This is a genomic window from Pseudomonas sp. SWI44, assembly GCF_002947915.1.
Classification (GTDB): domain Bacteria; phylum Pseudomonadota; class Gammaproteobacteria; order Pseudomonadales; family Pseudomonadaceae; genus Aquipseudomonas; species Aquipseudomonas taiwanensis.
This window is the reverse complement of sequence record NZ_CP026674.1, coordinates 4,588,883-4,603,073: the sequence shown is the minus strand read 5'-3', so window position 1 is coordinate 4,603,073 and position 14,191 is coordinate 4,588,883. Positions and strand designations below refer to the sequence as shown.

12 protein-coding genes, 1 tRNA gene and 1 pseudogene are annotated in these 14,191 nt (G+C 61.2%); 7 read left to right on the top strand and 7 right to left on the bottom strand.

Features of this window, described 5'->3' with window-relative positions:
• Positions 1–483 precede the first annotated feature (483 nt).
• Positions 484–1,107, top strand: a complete 624-nt coding sequence (locus C4Q26_RS21550; protein WP_104883492.1) for a hypothetical protein — start codon at positions 484–486, stop codon at positions 1,105–1,107.
• A gap of 39 nt (positions 1,108–1,146) precedes the next feature.
• Here the strand turns inward: C4Q26_RS21550 and C4Q26_RS21545 are convergent, their stop codons facing one another.
• Positions 1,147–1,446: a hypothetical protein gene (locus tag C4Q26_RS21545; RefSeq protein WP_104883491.1), complete on the bottom strand. Its 300-nt coding sequence runs from the start codon at positions 1,444–1,446 to the stop codon at positions 1,147–1,149.
• Positions 1,447–1,625: 179 nt separating this feature from the next.
• Here C4Q26_RS21545 and C4Q26_RS21540 point away from each other — a divergent pair, with 179 nt between their 5' ends.
• A complete protein-coding gene (locus C4Q26_RS21540; RefSeq protein WP_023381188.1) occupies positions 1,626–2,627 on the top strand; it encodes a 5'-nucleotidase in 1,002 nt (333 codons plus the stop codon).
• On the opposite strand, the pseudogene C4Q26_RS28435 reads toward C4Q26_RS21540, so the two are convergent.
• A pseudogene (locus C4Q26_RS28435) lies at positions 2,566–2,750 on the bottom strand (GlxA family transcriptional regulator); the annotation flags it as partial. The gene C4Q26_RS21540 and the pseudogene C4Q26_RS28435 overlap by 62 nt on opposite strands.
• A gap of 212 nt (positions 2,751–2,962) precedes the next feature.
• Between C4Q26_RS28435 and C4Q26_RS21530 the strand changes: the two are divergent.
• Entirely contained in the window at positions 2,963–3,970 is a 1,008-nt protein-coding gene (locus tag C4Q26_RS21530) for a zinc-binding alcohol dehydrogenase family protein (protein WP_104883490.1), read from the top strand.
• 7 nt (positions 3,971–3,977) lie between these two features.
• Here the strand turns inward: C4Q26_RS21530 and C4Q26_RS21525 are convergent, their stop codons facing one another.
• Positions 3,978–4,895, bottom strand: a complete 918-nt coding sequence (locus C4Q26_RS21525) for a LysR family transcriptional regulator (RefSeq protein ID WP_027908151.1) — start codon at positions 4,893–4,895, stop codon at positions 3,978–3,980.
• A gap of 242 nt (positions 4,896–5,137) precedes the next feature.
• Between C4Q26_RS21525 and C4Q26_RS21520 the strand changes: the two genes are divergently transcribed.
• Positions 5,138–5,908, top strand: coding sequence for an SDR family NAD(P)-dependent oxidoreductase (locus C4Q26_RS21520; protein ID WP_027908152.1), 771 nt, complete (start codon positions 5,138–5,140; stop codon positions 5,906–5,908).
• 106 nt (positions 5,909–6,014) lie between these two features.
• On the opposite strand, the gene C4Q26_RS21515 is transcribed toward C4Q26_RS21520, so the two are convergent.
• The 4 genes from C4Q26_RS21515 to uvrY all read right to left on the bottom strand — a co-directional run bounded on the left by C4Q26_RS21515 (position 6,015) and on the right by uvrY (position 9,216).
• Positions 6,015–6,090 (bottom strand) — tRNA-Gly (locus C4Q26_RS21515).
• 63 nt (positions 6,091–6,153) lie between these two features.
• Positions 6,154–6,714 carry a CDP-diacylglycerol--glycerol-3-phosphate 3-phosphatidyltransferase gene (gene pgsA / locus C4Q26_RS21510; RefSeq protein ID WP_023381192.1) on the bottom strand — a complete coding sequence of 187 codons (561 nt, stop codon included), beginning with the start codon at positions 6,712–6,714 and terminating at the stop codon, positions 6,154–6,156.
• 33 nt (positions 6,715–6,747) lie between these two features.
• Complete coding sequence (gene uvrC, locus C4Q26_RS21505; RefSeq protein WP_023381193.1) at positions 6,748–8,571, bottom strand: excinuclease ABC subunit UvrC; 1,824 nt, start codon at positions 8,569–8,571, stop codon at positions 6,748–6,750.
• A 6-nt stretch (positions 8,572–8,577) separates the two neighbouring features.
• Positions 8,578–9,216 (bottom strand): UvrY/SirA/GacA family response regulator transcription factor, encoded by a 639-nt coding sequence (gene uvrY, locus C4Q26_RS21500; protein WP_023381194.1) that lies wholly within the window; start codon positions 9,214–9,216, stop codon positions 8,578–8,580.
• 739 nt (positions 9,217–9,955) lie between these two features.
• On the opposite strand from uvrY, the gene C4Q26_RS21495 reads away from it, so the two are divergent.
• The 3 genes from C4Q26_RS21495 (at position 9,956) to C4Q26_RS21485 (ending at position 14,173) form a co-directional block, all read left to right on the top strand.
• Positions 9,956–11,263 (top strand): nucleotide sugar dehydrogenase, encoded by a 1,308-nt coding sequence (locus C4Q26_RS21495; protein WP_027908154.1) that lies wholly within the window; start codon positions 9,956–9,958, stop codon positions 11,261–11,263.
• Positions 11,264–11,447: 184 nt separating this feature from the next.
• The gene (locus tag C4Q26_RS21490; RefSeq protein WP_023381196.1) at positions 11,448–12,977 is read left to right on the top strand and encodes a glycosyltransferase; all 1,530 of its coding nucleotides are present in this window, start codon (positions 11,448–11,450) and stop codon (positions 12,975–12,977) included.
• Between the two features lie 32 nt (positions 12,978–13,009).
• The gene (locus C4Q26_RS21485) at positions 13,010–14,173 is read left to right on the top strand and encodes a PilZ domain-containing protein (RefSeq protein ID WP_104881506.1); all 1,164 of its coding nucleotides are present in this window, start codon (positions 13,010–13,012) and stop codon (positions 14,171–14,173) included.
• The last annotated feature ends 18 nt before the right edge of the window (positions 14,174–14,191 follow it).

The following is a 14,191-nucleotide window of genomic DNA, read 5'->3' as shown; positions in this document are numbered from 1 at the left end:
TAGGGCGCCCGTCGCGCCCCACCAACGACGCCAGCCAGGCCGACCCGTGTGAACCCTGCACGGATCTCTGCCCTTGACCTGACCTGCACCTACTACGAAACGCGACGAGCGGGCCGAGACTAGAACGGCAGCGCCATCACCACAATGGCTAGGGGGCTGGAAACACCACCTTTGGGAAATGGACTACAAGATTTCCGCCCAGTCGTGACTTAACGATTCGCCTGGAACCCCGGCGACCGATCGAGGGCATACCCTGGGACCTGTGTTCGCAGACCACGGCAAACGCAGGTCTGCGCAGTGTCGATGGCAGATATGCCACTTCGCCATCAGCGCTGTACGGAGGGCCCAAGAAGCGGTGATAGCAAATGGCCTGCTGAAAAGCCTTATAGCGCCTGTCCTAGGAAAGTGAGTACCATGGCCATTTTGCCACATACCCCAGCGTAGAATCGCGCTAGCCATGGCCATCATCCAAGGAGGGAGCTCATGAGATCCGTACTCGTCCTCGCCGCATTCGCGAGCCTGTTCAACACTGCTGCCTGGGCACAATCCGGCACGTCCGAACCTGCCCCAGCCTGGCCGAAAGAGCCAAGCGCGTTCCTGGGCATCGACATCGAAGGCAACTTCATGGAGCAGGTACCGACCTGTCCAGCCTTGCCCGCCAGCCCGGCCAGCCTCTGCCGTGTGGCCACCGCCACTGCCGATCGCTTCGAAGTTCGCGGGCTGCCGTATCTGCCGATTTCTCCAGGCTATGAGCTGGTGGTGGTCGCACCCAACGGCAAGATCAAAGAGCTGGTGTTCAGCGGCAATGCCAACAGCCTGTACCTGGTCAGTGAAATGCTCACCGAAGATTTCGGCGAACCCGGCGAGCGCACCAACCATTGGGTCAAACTGTCCTCCGGTGCTTCCTACCAGACCGAAGTGTACAAATGGCAAGGCCAGAAAGTGGGCATGCGCTTCCAGCGCCAGGAAAACGACCTGGGTCGCTATGCGGTCACCGTGTCTACCCTGGCGGGGGAAGATGTGATCGCCGACGACGATGTCGACACCCGCAGCGTGCCTTCTGAGATCACTACCAATAGCCAGGACGAGAGCACTTCGACGCTCTGACGGCAGTGGCGCGGCCCAGGCGCCAAAACCGTTACCCGCTCACTTTGCGCAGACGAACTGCTCCACGGCAGGTACGGCATCCGTCGCGATGCGCCGGGCGCGCCCGACACCCCAGGCCAAGGCCCGGGTCATGGACTCTCCCGGCCGTGACTGCACCGATTCTTCGTGAATGGGCATACCCGAGGGGGCATAGACGCCGATGAACATTTGGGTACCACCGGCTGACGACAGCCTGACCTGCACGTCGATGAGCGTGCCGTCATTGAGGGTTTCGTCATGAGTGCGATGGTGAAGCGTCGGGTCAGCCCAGGCCCAGAAAACATCACCGCGCATTTTCATGCCACTCTCCTACGACTTTAGTCTTATATGGGTGGTGTAATGCCACCATAGACAAAGCACGTCGGTAATCAACCGCGAAGACCCTTTTTTTGATTCAATCGGACAGCCGGACAAGAAGCTCGGGCCTGCTACTTGCCCTGTAGAAATGCCCCCACAGTCCGTCTTCAGGAGAGGCCCCAATGCCCTACCCCATCGAACAGAAACTGGTCGTTGGCGTCGCCTCCAGCGCCCTGTTTGACCTGACCGTGTCGGATACCATCTACCAGGACGATGGCATGGAGGCGTACCGCCTGCATCAGGAGCAGAATCTGGACGTTCCCTTCCCCAAGGGTGTGGCGTTCCCTTTCATCCGCCGCTTCCTGAGCATCAACAAAGCCTTCCCCGAGCAATTGCCGGTTGAAGTGGTGTTGCTGTCGCGCAACTCGCCAGAAACCGGCCTGCGGGTATTTCGCTCGATCGACCATTACGGCCTGGACATCACCCGCGCAGCGTTCATGTCCGGCCGCTCGCCCTACGAATACATTCCTGCCTTCAACGCATCATTGTTCCTGAGCGCCCATGAAGGCGATGTGCAACGGGCCATCGACGCCAACTATCCCGCCGGTCTGGTACTGCCCACACGCATCTACGATGACGAGATCGACACCGAACTGCGGGTAGCCTTCGACTTCGATGGCGTGATTGCCGATGACGAGGCTGAAAGCGTGTACAAGCAGCGGCTGGACCTCTCCGAGTTCCAGGCCCATGAGCATGCGCGCAAGGCCGTCCCTCACCAGCCGGGGCCGTTGGCCGACCTTTTCCGCAAGCTGTCGCACATTCGCACGCTGGAAGACCGTAAACTGGCACAGGACCCGGGCTACCAGCGCATTCTGCGCATCGCCATCGTCACCGCGCGCAATGCGCCTTCCCATGAACGGGTAGTGACGACCCTGAAGACCTGGGGCGTTTCTCCGGACGAGTCATTCTTTCTGGGCGGCATGGAGAAGGGCCGGGTATTGTCCATCCTACGGCCGCACATGTTCTTCGATGACCAGCGCAGCCATCTGACCTCGGCGGCGGGGAACCTGCCAATGGTGCATGTACCGTTCGGGGTGGCTAACCAAGTGCCAACCCTCAGGTTCACTCCACCCGACGCGCATCCCGACGCACCGCCTGCGGGGGAACGCCAAAAACCCGCATGAATACCTCACGCAGGTGACGCCGGCCCCTGCCCTCCCGTTACCCTGGCCACCACATCCAGGCAATGACGGCTCCTGTTCGATCATTGGCCGTGCGGCCTCCAGCCTCAGGCTCTCCACCGGCTCGCCCCCGCTACGCTGACATTAAAGCCAATCGAATGCCGAAGCACCCGTCGCAGCCGGCAGGTGCTGCAGCGGATGCACGCAGCCCTCGCCCAAACCGACACGCAAGACTTTCGCCAAAACGACGAAAGTCTTGCGGTGATTACCCTGTTTCTGCATCAGACCAACATGGATAGCCTGACATCACGTCTGAACCTCTGTGAAGGAAAAACCCCATGAAAGCCATCGTCTTCAGCCAGCCCGGCTTGCCGATCCAAGACCCGCAATCGCTGTACGAAACCACACTGCCCCAACCCACGCCTGGCCCACGCGACCTGCTGGTGGAGGTCAAGGCCATCGCCGTCAACCCGGTCGATACCAAGGTCCGCGCGCGCAGCAGCGGCCACGGCCCGCAAGTGCTGGGTTGGGACACTGTCGGCATCGTCCGCGAGGTGGGTGCCGACGTTTCGCTGTTCCGACCTGGCGACGAGGTGTTCTACGCTGGCGCAATCGACCGCCCTGGCAGCTACAGCGAATATCACCTGGTGGATGAGCGCATTGTCGGGCACAAACCCCGCACCCTTGACAACGCCAGCGCCGCCGCCCTGCCACTGACTTCCATCACCGCCTGGGAACTGCTGTTCGATCGGCTGGGTGTCAAGGAGAGCGGCGGCAAAGGGCAAAGCCTGCTGGTGATCGGTGCCGCGGGCGGGGTCGGATCGATTCTGGTCCAGCTGGCTCGTCGGCTCACGCAACTGACCGTCATCGGCACCGCGTCGCGCCCGGAAACACAGCAGTGGGTGCAGGTAGCCGGGGCTCACCACGTGATCGATCACTCAGCACCGATCCCGCACCAGTTGGAAACGCAGCAACTGAGCCCGGTCGACTATGTGATCAGCCTGACCCACACCGACAGCTACCTTGAGCAGATCGTCGAAGCCCTGCGTCCCCAGGGCAAACTCGCACTGATCGATGACCCTGAACAACTCGACATCATGCCACTCAAGCGCAAATCGCTGTCTGTCCATTGGGAGCTCATGTTCACCCGATCGCTGTACCACACCGACGACATGATCAAGCAGCATCAGCTGCTCGAACGGGTCGCCCGGTTGGTCGACGAGGGTGTGCTGAAAACGACCCTGGGCGAACATTTCGGCAGAATCAGCGCAGAAAACCTCAAACGCGCCCATGCGCTGATCGAAAGCGGCAAGGCCAAGGGCAAGATCGTCCTGGAGGGATTCTGATAGCGGGTCAGTGCCCTGCGATGGACGTGTTGATGTAATGCTCACAACGCTCGGCCAGGAAGGTCCGCAACACCTGCAATGCGGGCGTGAGCGACGTGCGATGTGCGCATACCAATTGAAGCGGCGCTGGCTGGCCATGCTCGGGCGGGAAGATTTCCACCAACTTCCCCCTGCGTATGTCGTCCATGACGTCGAGCTTCGACTTGTACACCACGCCCAACCCGGCGACCGCCCAGCGTCTGACGATGTCAGCATCGTCACTGATGCGGTCGCCGGTTACCTGAAGGGTTTTCACTCCGTCAGGCGTGTGGAAATGCCAACGTTCGTAGGTTTGCTCACCCATGACATAGCGCAGACAGTTATGCCTGCTCAAGTCCTCCAGCGTCTGGGGCCGCCCGTGGCGGGCGATGTAGTCGGGAGACGCGCAGACGGTGCGGCGGTTGGAGGGTGACAGCATCAGCGACACCAGGCTCGAATCAGCGAGCTGCCCATAACGGATGCTGGCGTCCAACTGTTCGCCGAACAGATCGGCAACCTGATCACTGACACGCAGCTGCAAAAGAACCTGCGGGTGCAGTTGCTGAAACGCATCGAGCCATGGCAGCAGGACGTTGCGGCCCAGGTCCGATGGCATGGACAGGCGCAGCAGGCCGGCGATTTCATCGCGACCCTCGGTCAGTGCCAACTCGCCCAAATCCAGAGACTCCAGGGCCTGGCGGGCGTGAGGCAAATAGCGTACACCATCTTCCGAGAGGCGTAGCCGGCGAGTTGAGCGGATGAACAGCCTCACCCCCAGGCAGGTCTCCAGGCGCTGGATCGCGCCACTGGCCAGGGCCGGCGAAATGTCCAGCAACCTCGCGGCTGCGGAGAAGCTGCCGACCTCAGTGGTGGTGAGAAAGATCTGCAGGTCGTCGACGCGGGGGATTTTCTTCAAGGGTGCAAAGTCTGTGACGGAGGAAGAGAGGTTTCAGCGTAAAGGGAATGCTGAGCATTGGACAGCCACTGAGGATGATTCAGCGCGCCGGCCCTGGGCAAGCATCGAAATCGCTAGGCAAAAGATTTGGCCGCAGGTGCCTACACTGCTTGTACGAGGTAAACGGCAGACCGGCACCGCCGCCAAATGGTGCTTGAACCGCTCACGTCGAGGATAACTGCGCGAGGTGCTGCATGAGCCTGATTCCCCATCTGTCTGGCAAGGCCAATGTGCTGGTATGCGGCGCAAGCCGGGGTATAGGGTTGGCGCTTTGCGAGGCGTTGTTGGCTCGCGAAGATGTTTCCCGGGTCTGGGCCGTGTCGCGCAACGCCACGCACGATGACAGGCTTGCGAAGCTCGGGCAGCTCAACAATCAACGCTTGGTGCCGATAGATTGCGACGCACGCGACGAGCAAGCGCTTGCGGCGCTTGCCGGACAGGTGGCGCGCGGTTGCGATCACCTTCACTTGGTCATCAGCACGCTGGGCATCCTTCATCAGGGCGGCGCAAAGGCAGAAAAATCGCTGGCGCAACTGGACCTGGCTGGCCTGCAGGCGAGCTTCGCCACCAATGCATTCGCGCCGATATTGTTGCTCAAACACCTGTTGGCGCTTTTACGAAAAGGGCCGACTACCTTCGCAGCGCTGTCGGCCAGGGTTGGCTCGATTGGCGACAATCGGCTGGGCGGTTGGTACAGCTACCGGGCGAGCAAGGCGGCGCTGAACCAGTTGCTGCACACGGCAAGTATCGAGCTCAAACGCCTGAACCCCGCAGCCACGATTCTGGCACTGCATCCGGGTACGACCGACACCGAGCTGTCGCGGCCGTTTCAAGGAGGGGTACCCGCTGGCAAACTCTTCGAGCCTGCGTTTTGCGCGCAGTGCCTGATCGAGCTAGTGGGACGGTTTGGGCCGCTGGACAGCGGAGGCTTCTGGGCATGGGATGGGCAAGCGATCGAGTGGTGAAGCCTTCGGGCAGGTTACCGGCGAGATCGCGGAAACGAAAAAAGGGCCCTAAGGCCCTTTTTTCACGACTTACAGATCCCATTGCGAAACCTGTAGATCTTTAATTTGGAGCGGGAAACGAGACTCGAACTCGCGACCCCGACCTTGGCAAGGTCGTGCTCTACCAACTGAGCTATTCCCGCGTCGTGATGGGTGCCATTCTAGCGATATCTAAAACGGCGTCAACCCCTTGATTCGAAAAACTTTTATTTCTGCTCCGAGCCTTCGCGCAGATGCGGCCAGGCTGCCAGCAGGTAGTGTGCCATGGACCATAGGGTCAAGGCGGCCGCCACCAGCAGCAGTGCGTAGCCCAGGATCACCCAGAAAGTGACCAGCGGCGGGTTGGCCAGCAGAATCACAAGCGCCAGCATCTGCGCCGCAGTCTTCCACTTGCCGAGGTTGGACACCGCCACATGCGCCCTCGCCCCCAGTTCGGCCATCCACTCTCGCAGGGCCGACACCACGATTTCGCGACCGATGATCACCGCCGCTGGCAGAGTCAGCCAGAAGTTGGCGTGCACTTGCACCAGCAGCACCAGGGCCACGGCCACCATCAGCTTGTCGGCCACGGGGTCGAGGAAGGCGCCGAACGGCGTGCTCTGCTGCAGACGACGGGCCAGGTAGCCATCCAGCCAGTCGGTGGCGGCGGCGATGGCGAACACACTGCTGGCGGCTGCATAGCTCCAGTGATAGGGCATGTAGAACAGCAGAATGAAGATCGGAATGAGCAGGACGCGTAGAACGGTGAGCAGGTTTGGAATATTCATCGGTACGACTGGCTGCGGGTTGAGTCGGGCATTCTACTCGCTATGCAGGCTGGCATAAATCGACTCGGCAAGCTTTTTACTGATACCGGGCGCTTTGGCGATTTCATCGACACTGGCGCGGTTGAGCTCCTGCAGGCCGCCGAAGTGCTTGAGCAGGTCTCGACGCCGCTTGGGCCCTACCCCGGCCACATCCTCCAGGCTCGAAACGCGGCGAGCCTTGCCACGGCGGGCGCGATGCCCCGTGATCGCGAAACGGTGAGCCTCGTCGCGGATCTGCTGAATCAAATGCAGCGCCGGGTTGTCGCCCTTGAGGGTGAATTCATGGGCTACGTCGTTCAAATACAGGGTCTCGAAACCCGCCTTGCGGGTCACGCCCTTGGCCACACCGAGCAGGGTCAGGTCGGTGATGGCAAGTTCCTGCATCACCTCCCGGGCCATGTTCAGCTGGCCTTTGCCGCCGTCCACCAGCAACACATCGGGCAGCTTGCCTTCGCCGTCCTTGATACGGCCATAGCGCCGAGTCAGCGCCTGGTGCATGGCGGCATAGTCATCGCCAGCGGTCACGCCTTCGATGTTGAAGCGACGATAGTCGGACTTGAGCGGACCTTCCGGGCCAAACACCACGCAACTGGCCACGGTGGCCTCGCCGCTGGAGTGACTGATGTCGTAGCACTCCAAGCGCTGTGGCACTTCATCGAGCCCCAGCACCTGGGCCAACGCCTCGAAACGCGCAGCCATGTGCTGGCGGTTGGCCAGGCGGGCGTTGAGCGCCTGCTCGGCGTTGGTGACCGCCAACTGCTGCCAGCGGGCACGGGTGCCACGCACGCGATGACTGATCGCGAGCTCACGACCACGCAAGCTGTGCAAGGCCTCGCGGATCGCGTCGAAGTCCTCGTGCAGCACGTTGACGATCAGTTCGCCCGGCAACTCGCGCTCGGCATTGCCCAGGTAATACTGGGACAGGAACGCAGCCATCACATCAGCAACCTCTTCCTCGATGCCCACCTGAGGGAAGAAGTTCTTGCTACCCAACACCCGACCGCCGCGCACGCTGATCAGGTGCACACAGGCCCCACCGGGGTTGACGAAGGCGGCGACCACATCGACGTCGCCCGAGCCACCCTCCATGTATTGCTGGTCCTGCACCCGGCGCAACAGGGCTATCTGGTCCCTCAGCTCCGCGGCCCGCTCGAAATCGAGGGCCATGGCGGCCTTCTCCATCTCGGCATTGAGCTCGTTGCCCAACTGCTGACTGCGCCCCTCGAGGAACATCACCGAGTGGCGTACATCCTCGGCATACTCCTGTGCATCGACCAAGCCAACGCACGGCCCCTTGCAGCGCTTGATCTGATACTGCAGGCACGGCCGGGTACGGTTGGCGTAATAGCTGTCTTCGCATTGGCGTACCGAGAAGGCCTTCTGCAACAGGCTCAGGCTTTCACGGATAGCCCCTGCGCTGGGGTACGGACCGAAATAACGCCCCTTGGCCTTCTTCGCCCCACGGTGGATCCCCAAGCGGGGGAATTCGCCATCGGAGAGAAACACATAGGGGTAGGATTTATCGTCGCGAAGCAGAATGTTGTAGGGTGGTCGCCACTCCTTGATCAGGGTCTGCTCCAGCAACAATGCCTCGGTCTCGTTGGCGGTGATGGTGGTTTCGACCTGGGCGATGCGGCCTACCAAGGCAGCGGTCTTCGGCGCCAGCCCAGTCTTGCGGAAGTAGCTGGCCAGGCGTTTCTTGAGGTTCTTGGCCTTGCCCACGTAAAGCAGACGTGCCTCGGCATCGAACATCCGGTACACGCCCGGGCGGCCGCTGCAGGTTGCCAGGAATGCACTGGCATCAAAAATCTGGGACATGGGTCTTTACAGGCTTGCGTCGACCATACCGTGGCGAACGGCCAGCAACGTCAGCTCGACGTCGCTGGTGACGGAGAGTTTTTCGAAGATCCGATAGCGGTAAGTATTGACGGTCTTGGGCGACAGGCACAACTTGTCGGAGATGATCTGCACCTTCTGGCAACCGACGATCATCAGGGCGATCTGGATTTCCCGCTCGGACAGGGCATCGAAAGGCGACCCCTGGGGCTGGAAGGACTTGAGCGCCAGTTGCTGGGCAATCTGCGGGCTGATGTAGCGCTGCCCGGCGAAAGCCAGGCGAATGGCCTGGACCATTTCGTCCAGCCCTGCGCCTTTGGTCAGGTAACCGGCGGCGCCGGCTTGCATCAGGCGCGTGGGGAATGGGTCTTCTTCGCACACGGTCACTGCCACCACCTTGATGTCAGGGTGGCTACGCAACAGCTTGCGGGTGGCCTCCAGGCCACCGATCCCAGGCATTTTCACGTCCATCAGGACAACGTCCGGCTTGAGTTCGCGGACCTGCTTGAGCGCCGACTCGCCTGAATCCGCCTCGCCCACCACCTGCAAGCCGTCGATGTCGGCCAGCATGCGGGTAATACCGGTTCGTACCAGATCGTGATCGTCGACCACTAGGACCCTAATCAAGCACACACCTCGTCAACAGGGCGATTGGATCCCGCCACCTTAACAAAATTTTTCGTGGCGGACCTAGCGTAAAACTTCTGTCAGAAACGTCTGGCGCTGCTGCGCGGACGACCTTGCCGTTCCACGGGCGCAGTCTTGACCTGGTCACTGCCCCAGCATCCACCCGGATGCCCTGTGGCCGGAAGCCGGCAGTCAACGAAACCCAATAGCATCATGCGCAATTAGATATCTAAATGCCACTATGACCCTCCCCTTCGATTGTCGCAACCCAGGGTTTCATCTGTATGCCACCACCGCCTGCCCCGACAATTAAATCAACGGGGAGGCAAATCCTTGAAAAGCAATCACACCAGCAGGGGAAGATCAATTAACCGGACATTCTCCGGCCCTTTTAGGCGTGGCGAAAACACCGCAAAAAGCCGAAAAGACGCAGATTTGACGTCATTTTACCGCCCCTTCAACAGCAAACAATTTTTTGACGCCTAACTATCATCAAACTTTAACTATTTGATTTTTAACGGTTTTATAAACTTAACGAGAAACCTTTTAGTTATTTTCAACTTTAAGAACACCAACACTTGCAGCAAAAATAAAAACCCCCTTAGGATGTAAATAGACAACTAAGAAACAGCCTGTTACGCCACTTCCGAGCGCGGCTAACTTCTGCGCGTCTGCCGATCGAAAACTAACCAAACTGAGTATCTCGGCCGGCGTTGCCGCGCCCGAGGAAGAGGGATCTATGAACATCAGTATCTTTGGACTTGGCTATGTAGGCGCAGTCTGCGCGGCGTGCCTGTCGGCACGTGGCCACACCGTGCTGGGGGTAGACATTTCTCCAGCGAAAATCGACCTCATCAACCAGGGCAAGTCGCCCATCGTCGAGCCTGGCCTCGAAGCGTTGCTGCTCGATGGCGTCAGCAAAGGCCGACTGCGTGGTACCACCGATGTCCAGGCCGCGATCTTCGCCACCGACCTTTCCCTGCTATGCGTCGGCACACCAAGCAAGAAGAACGGTGACCTGGACCTGGTATACATGGAAGCGGTCTGCCGCGAGATCGGCACGGCCCTGCGCGACAAGGCTGGCCGCCACACCGTGGTGGTACGCAGCACCGTGCTGCCGGGCACGGTGAAAAACGTGGTGATCCCGATCCTGGAAGCGGCTTCAGGCAAGAAGGCCGGTGAAGATTTCGGCGTCGCGGTGAACCCCGAATTCCTGCGTGAAAGCACCGCCATCAAGGACTACGACTTCCCGGCCATGACCGTGATCGGCGAGCTGGACAGCCAATCAGGCGACCTGCTGGCTTCACTGTACGAGGGCTTGGACGCACCGGTGATCCGCAAGTCGGTGGAAGTCGCCGAGATGATCAAGTACACCTGCAACGTCTGGCACGCCACCAAGGTCAGCTTCGCCAACGAGATCGGCAATATCGCCAAAGCCTCGGGCGTCGATGGCCGCGAGGTGATGGACGTGGTCTGCCAGGACTACAAGCTCAACCTGTCGCGCTATTACCTGCGCCCCGGCTTCGCCTTCGGCGGCTCGTGCCTGCCCAAGGACGTACGCGCCCTCACTTACCGCGCCAGCCAGTTGGACGTCGAGCACCCGCTGCTGGCGTCGATCATGGCCAGCAACCGCAACCAGGTGCAGAACGCCCTGGACCTGATCGAGCGCCAGGACAAACGCAAGATCGCCCTGCTCGGCCTGGCCTTCAAGGCCGGCAGCGACGACTTGCGCGAAAGCCCGTTGGTGGAACTGGCCGAGCGCCTGATCGGCAAAGGCTATGACCTGCGTATCTTCGATGCCAACGTCGAGTACGCACGGGTCTTCGGGGCTAACCGCGATTACATCGAATCGAAGATCCCTCACGTCTCCTCCCTGCTGCACAGCGACCTCGACCAGGTGATCGACGACGCCGAGGTCATCGTCCTGGGCAACAACGACGCACGCTTCGCCCAGGCCCTGGAGGCCAGTGATGGCAAACGGGTGATCGACCTGGTCGGTTTCATGCCCCAGACCAGCGACGCGCAACGTCAGGGCATCTGCTGGTAACCGGCAGCGTGCCTAACCCGCCGTCCCGTGGGAGTCGGCGGAGCCAGCGATGCAATTAGTTGCGTCCGGGGGCTGCTATGCAGCCCTTCGCAGGCTCCGCCAGCACCCACAAGCCCCGAGTTCCGTCGACGAAATCACCTTCGTTGATCGACATCGGGCACCCGACAACAGGAGTTGAAGCTACATGGATCGACAGCAACAGCATCCCTTCGAGGCACCCGGCTACCTGCGTGCAGGCGCCAGCTTCTTCGCCTGGGCATGCCTGGCCGGGCTGATCGCGCTGGCGTCGGAGATGGTCGCGCCGCAGTACCTGGACCCGAACCATCACCTGTTCATCTTCATCATCGGCACGCTGGGCATGTGGCGCTACGGTAACGCGGTCGTCCACTACGTGCGCGGCATGTACTTCCTGCACCTGAAGTTCCCACGCCTGCGCCGCCAGGTCGAACGCATGGGCGATGCGGCCCTGCCCTCGCACCTGTTCATGGTGGTGACCAGCTTCCGCATCCCGACCCTGACCACCTTCAAGGTCTACCAGTCGGTGTTCCAGGAAGTGCAACGGCTCAAGGTGCCCTGCACGGTGATCGCCTCGATTGTCGAGAAAGGCGACGAGACGTTCATCAAGGACATCCTGCGCAACGAGGTCAAGGACCGCGACGATATCAGGCTGGTGATCGTCCGTGCACGCGGCACCGGCAAGCGCGATGGCCTGGCCCACGCCTTCCGTGCCCTGTCCCGGCAGATGCCGCTGGACGATGCGGTGGTCGGCGTGGTCGACGGCGACACCATGATGCTGCCCGGCTGTGTGGAGCGCGCGGTCAAGCTGTTCGCCCTGCTGCCGAATGTCGGCGGGCTGACCACCAACGAGTTCTGCGAAGTCGAAGGCAGCCGCTGGATGCGTCAGTGGCACTCAATGCGCTTCGTGCAGCGGCATATCAACATGTGCTCCATGGCACTTTCGCACCGGGTCCTGACCCTCACCGGGCGGCTGTCGTTCTTCCGTGCCAGCGTGATGACCGACCCCGAATTCATCCGCGACGTCGAGGCCGACTTCCTCGAACACTGGCGTCTGGGCCGGTTCCAATTCCTCACCGGTGACGACAAGTCGAGCTGGCTGAGCCTGATGCGCGCCGGCTGGGACACCTTCTACGTGCCCGACAGCCACACCCTGACCGTCGAGCACCCGCCAAGCGACAGTTTCTGGGTCGCCACCCGCCAGCTGATGTTTCGCTGGTACGGCAACTCACTGCGCCAGAACTTCCGCGCCACCGCCCTGCTCGGGCGTGCTCGCCTCGGGCTGTTCACCCTGTACGTCCTATTGGACCAGCGCATCTCGATGTGGACCTGCCTGATGGGCCTGACGGCTTCGGTGATGGCGGGGTTGATCTTCGGCATCCAGTACCTGCTGGTGTACCTGTTCTGGGTACTGCTCTCACGCAGCCTGGTGACCGTGCTGTTCGTCTTCGCCGGCCACCCGGTCAGCCCGATGTACCCCTTCGTTCTCTATTACAACCAGATCGTCGGTTCGCTGATGAAGGTCTACGCGATGTTCCACATGGACCAGCAAAGCTGGACGCGGCAGAAGACCACCCTGAGCACCGGCAACGTCGACTTCGATGCGACCCTCAACCGCTGGTCCTCGAAGGCGATGCTGTGCTCCTCGATCGCCATCTTCTTCGGGGTCATCACCGTTCTCCTCGAAGTTTCCCGATAACTCAACGCAACGTTAAGGAAAGGCGCCTGCACATGAGTAGCTCGAACATTCCCGTGGCCCCGGGCAAGACAGCGGCCAACATCGTTCATGAGGCGATCGACGAACGCCAGCATGTACGCACCCGCATGAACGCACGCGTGCGTTTATCCGCCGCAGGTCAGGCAGCGTTCGAAACGGCCCTGCAGGACATTTCCCTGGGAGGCATGGGCCTGCGTCACGAAACGCCGCTGAAGATCGGCGCGCTGTACGACGCCTCGATCCGCCTGCGCCTGAACCAGGTCGACCTGAGCATCGACAGCAAGATCCGCATCGTCTCGCAGCGCGGCAGCGAAGTGGGCGCGCAGTTCGTCGAGCTCGACGCACAGAAGCGCGACATCCTGCGCTACCTGATCAGCGCCTACCTGTCGGGTGAAATCGCCGACATCAATGGCCTGTTCAACGTCATGCAACGGGAAAACTACATCAAGGAGCGCAAGCAGAAGTACGCCACGGCACGTACCCCCGGTGCCCGCCTCAAGGCCTTTACCGGCACCCTGCTGTACACCGCCGCAGGCTTGGCGGCGCTGGCCTTCGTCGGCTACAAGGGTTACCTGTTGTTCTTCCGCATTCCGGCGGTCCAGGCGCAGGTGTCCACCCACGCCCAGGTCATCAGCATGCCCGACAACGGCTACGTGAAGTACCTGCTGCCTGCCGGCGCCACCGAAGTGCAAGCCGGCCAGCCGCTGGCCAACGTGTCCACCCAGCTGGCAACCAGCTTCACCAGCCCGGCCGACATGAAGGCAGTGGCCGACCTCGCCCCGGGCGATCTGCAAGCCTTGCTAGGCCGCGCCACCCTCGAAACGGTGATCAACAGCCCCTGCGACTGCCAGGTGTACTACCCGACCCAACGCCTGGATGGGTACGGCTACAAGGATGCGCCGCTGATGCACCTGCTGCCCAAGGACCAAGGGCTCTTCGTGCGCGCCAATGTGCCGTTCGACAAGCTGGCCGATGTCGACCGCGTGCGCTCGGTGGACATGCAGGTGTTCGGCCTGGACCAGCACTACAGCGGCAAGGTGGTCGATGCCCGGGTCGATGAAGTCAATCGCAACCTGGCCCTGACGATTCAGCCAGACAGCCCGCTGCCAGCCTCGGCCTATCAGAAGGCAGTCGCGGTCGACCTGTACCTTGGCCTGCCCTTTGGCCGTGCCAATTGAGCCTGTCGAGGACAATGC

Excerpts from the sequence above, each read along its gene's own strand:
- C4Q26_RS21550 (WP_104883492.1), top strand. The coding sequence starts at position 484 with ATGAGATCCGTACTCGTCCTCGCCGCATTCGCGAGCCTGTTCAACACT.
- C4Q26_RS21545 (WP_104883491.1), bottom strand. The coding sequence starts at position 1,446 with ATGAAAATGCGCGGTGATGTTTTCTGGGCCTGGGCTGACCCGACGCTT.
- C4Q26_RS21540 (WP_023381188.1), top strand. The coding sequence starts at position 1,626 with ATGCCCTACCCCATCGAACAGAAACTGGTCGTTGGCGTCGCCTCCAGC.
- C4Q26_RS21530 (WP_104883490.1), top strand. The coding sequence starts at position 2,963 with ATGAAAGCCATCGTCTTCAGCCAGCCCGGCTTGCCGATCCAAGACCCG.
- C4Q26_RS21520 (WP_027908152.1), top strand. The coding sequence starts at position 5,138 with ATGAGCCTGATTCCCCATCTGTCTGGCAAGGCCAATGTGCTGGTATGC.
- pgsA (WP_023381192.1), bottom strand. The coding sequence starts at position 6,714 with ATGAATATTCCAAACCTGCTCACCGTTCTACGCGTCCTGCTCATTCCG.
- uvrC (WP_023381193.1), bottom strand. The coding sequence starts at position 8,571 with ATGTCCCAGATTTTTGATGCCAGTGCATTCCTGGCAACCTGCAGCGGC.
- C4Q26_RS21495 (WP_027908154.1), top strand. The coding sequence starts at position 9,956 with ATGAACATCAGTATCTTTGGACTTGGCTATGTAGGCGCAGTCTGCGCG.
- C4Q26_RS21490 (WP_023381196.1), top strand. The coding sequence starts at position 11,448 with ATGGATCGACAGCAACAGCATCCCTTCGAGGCACCCGGCTACCTGCGT.
- C4Q26_RS21485 (WP_104881506.1), top strand. The coding sequence starts at position 13,010 with ATGAGTAGCTCGAACATTCCCGTGGCCCCGGGCAAGACAGCGGCCAAC.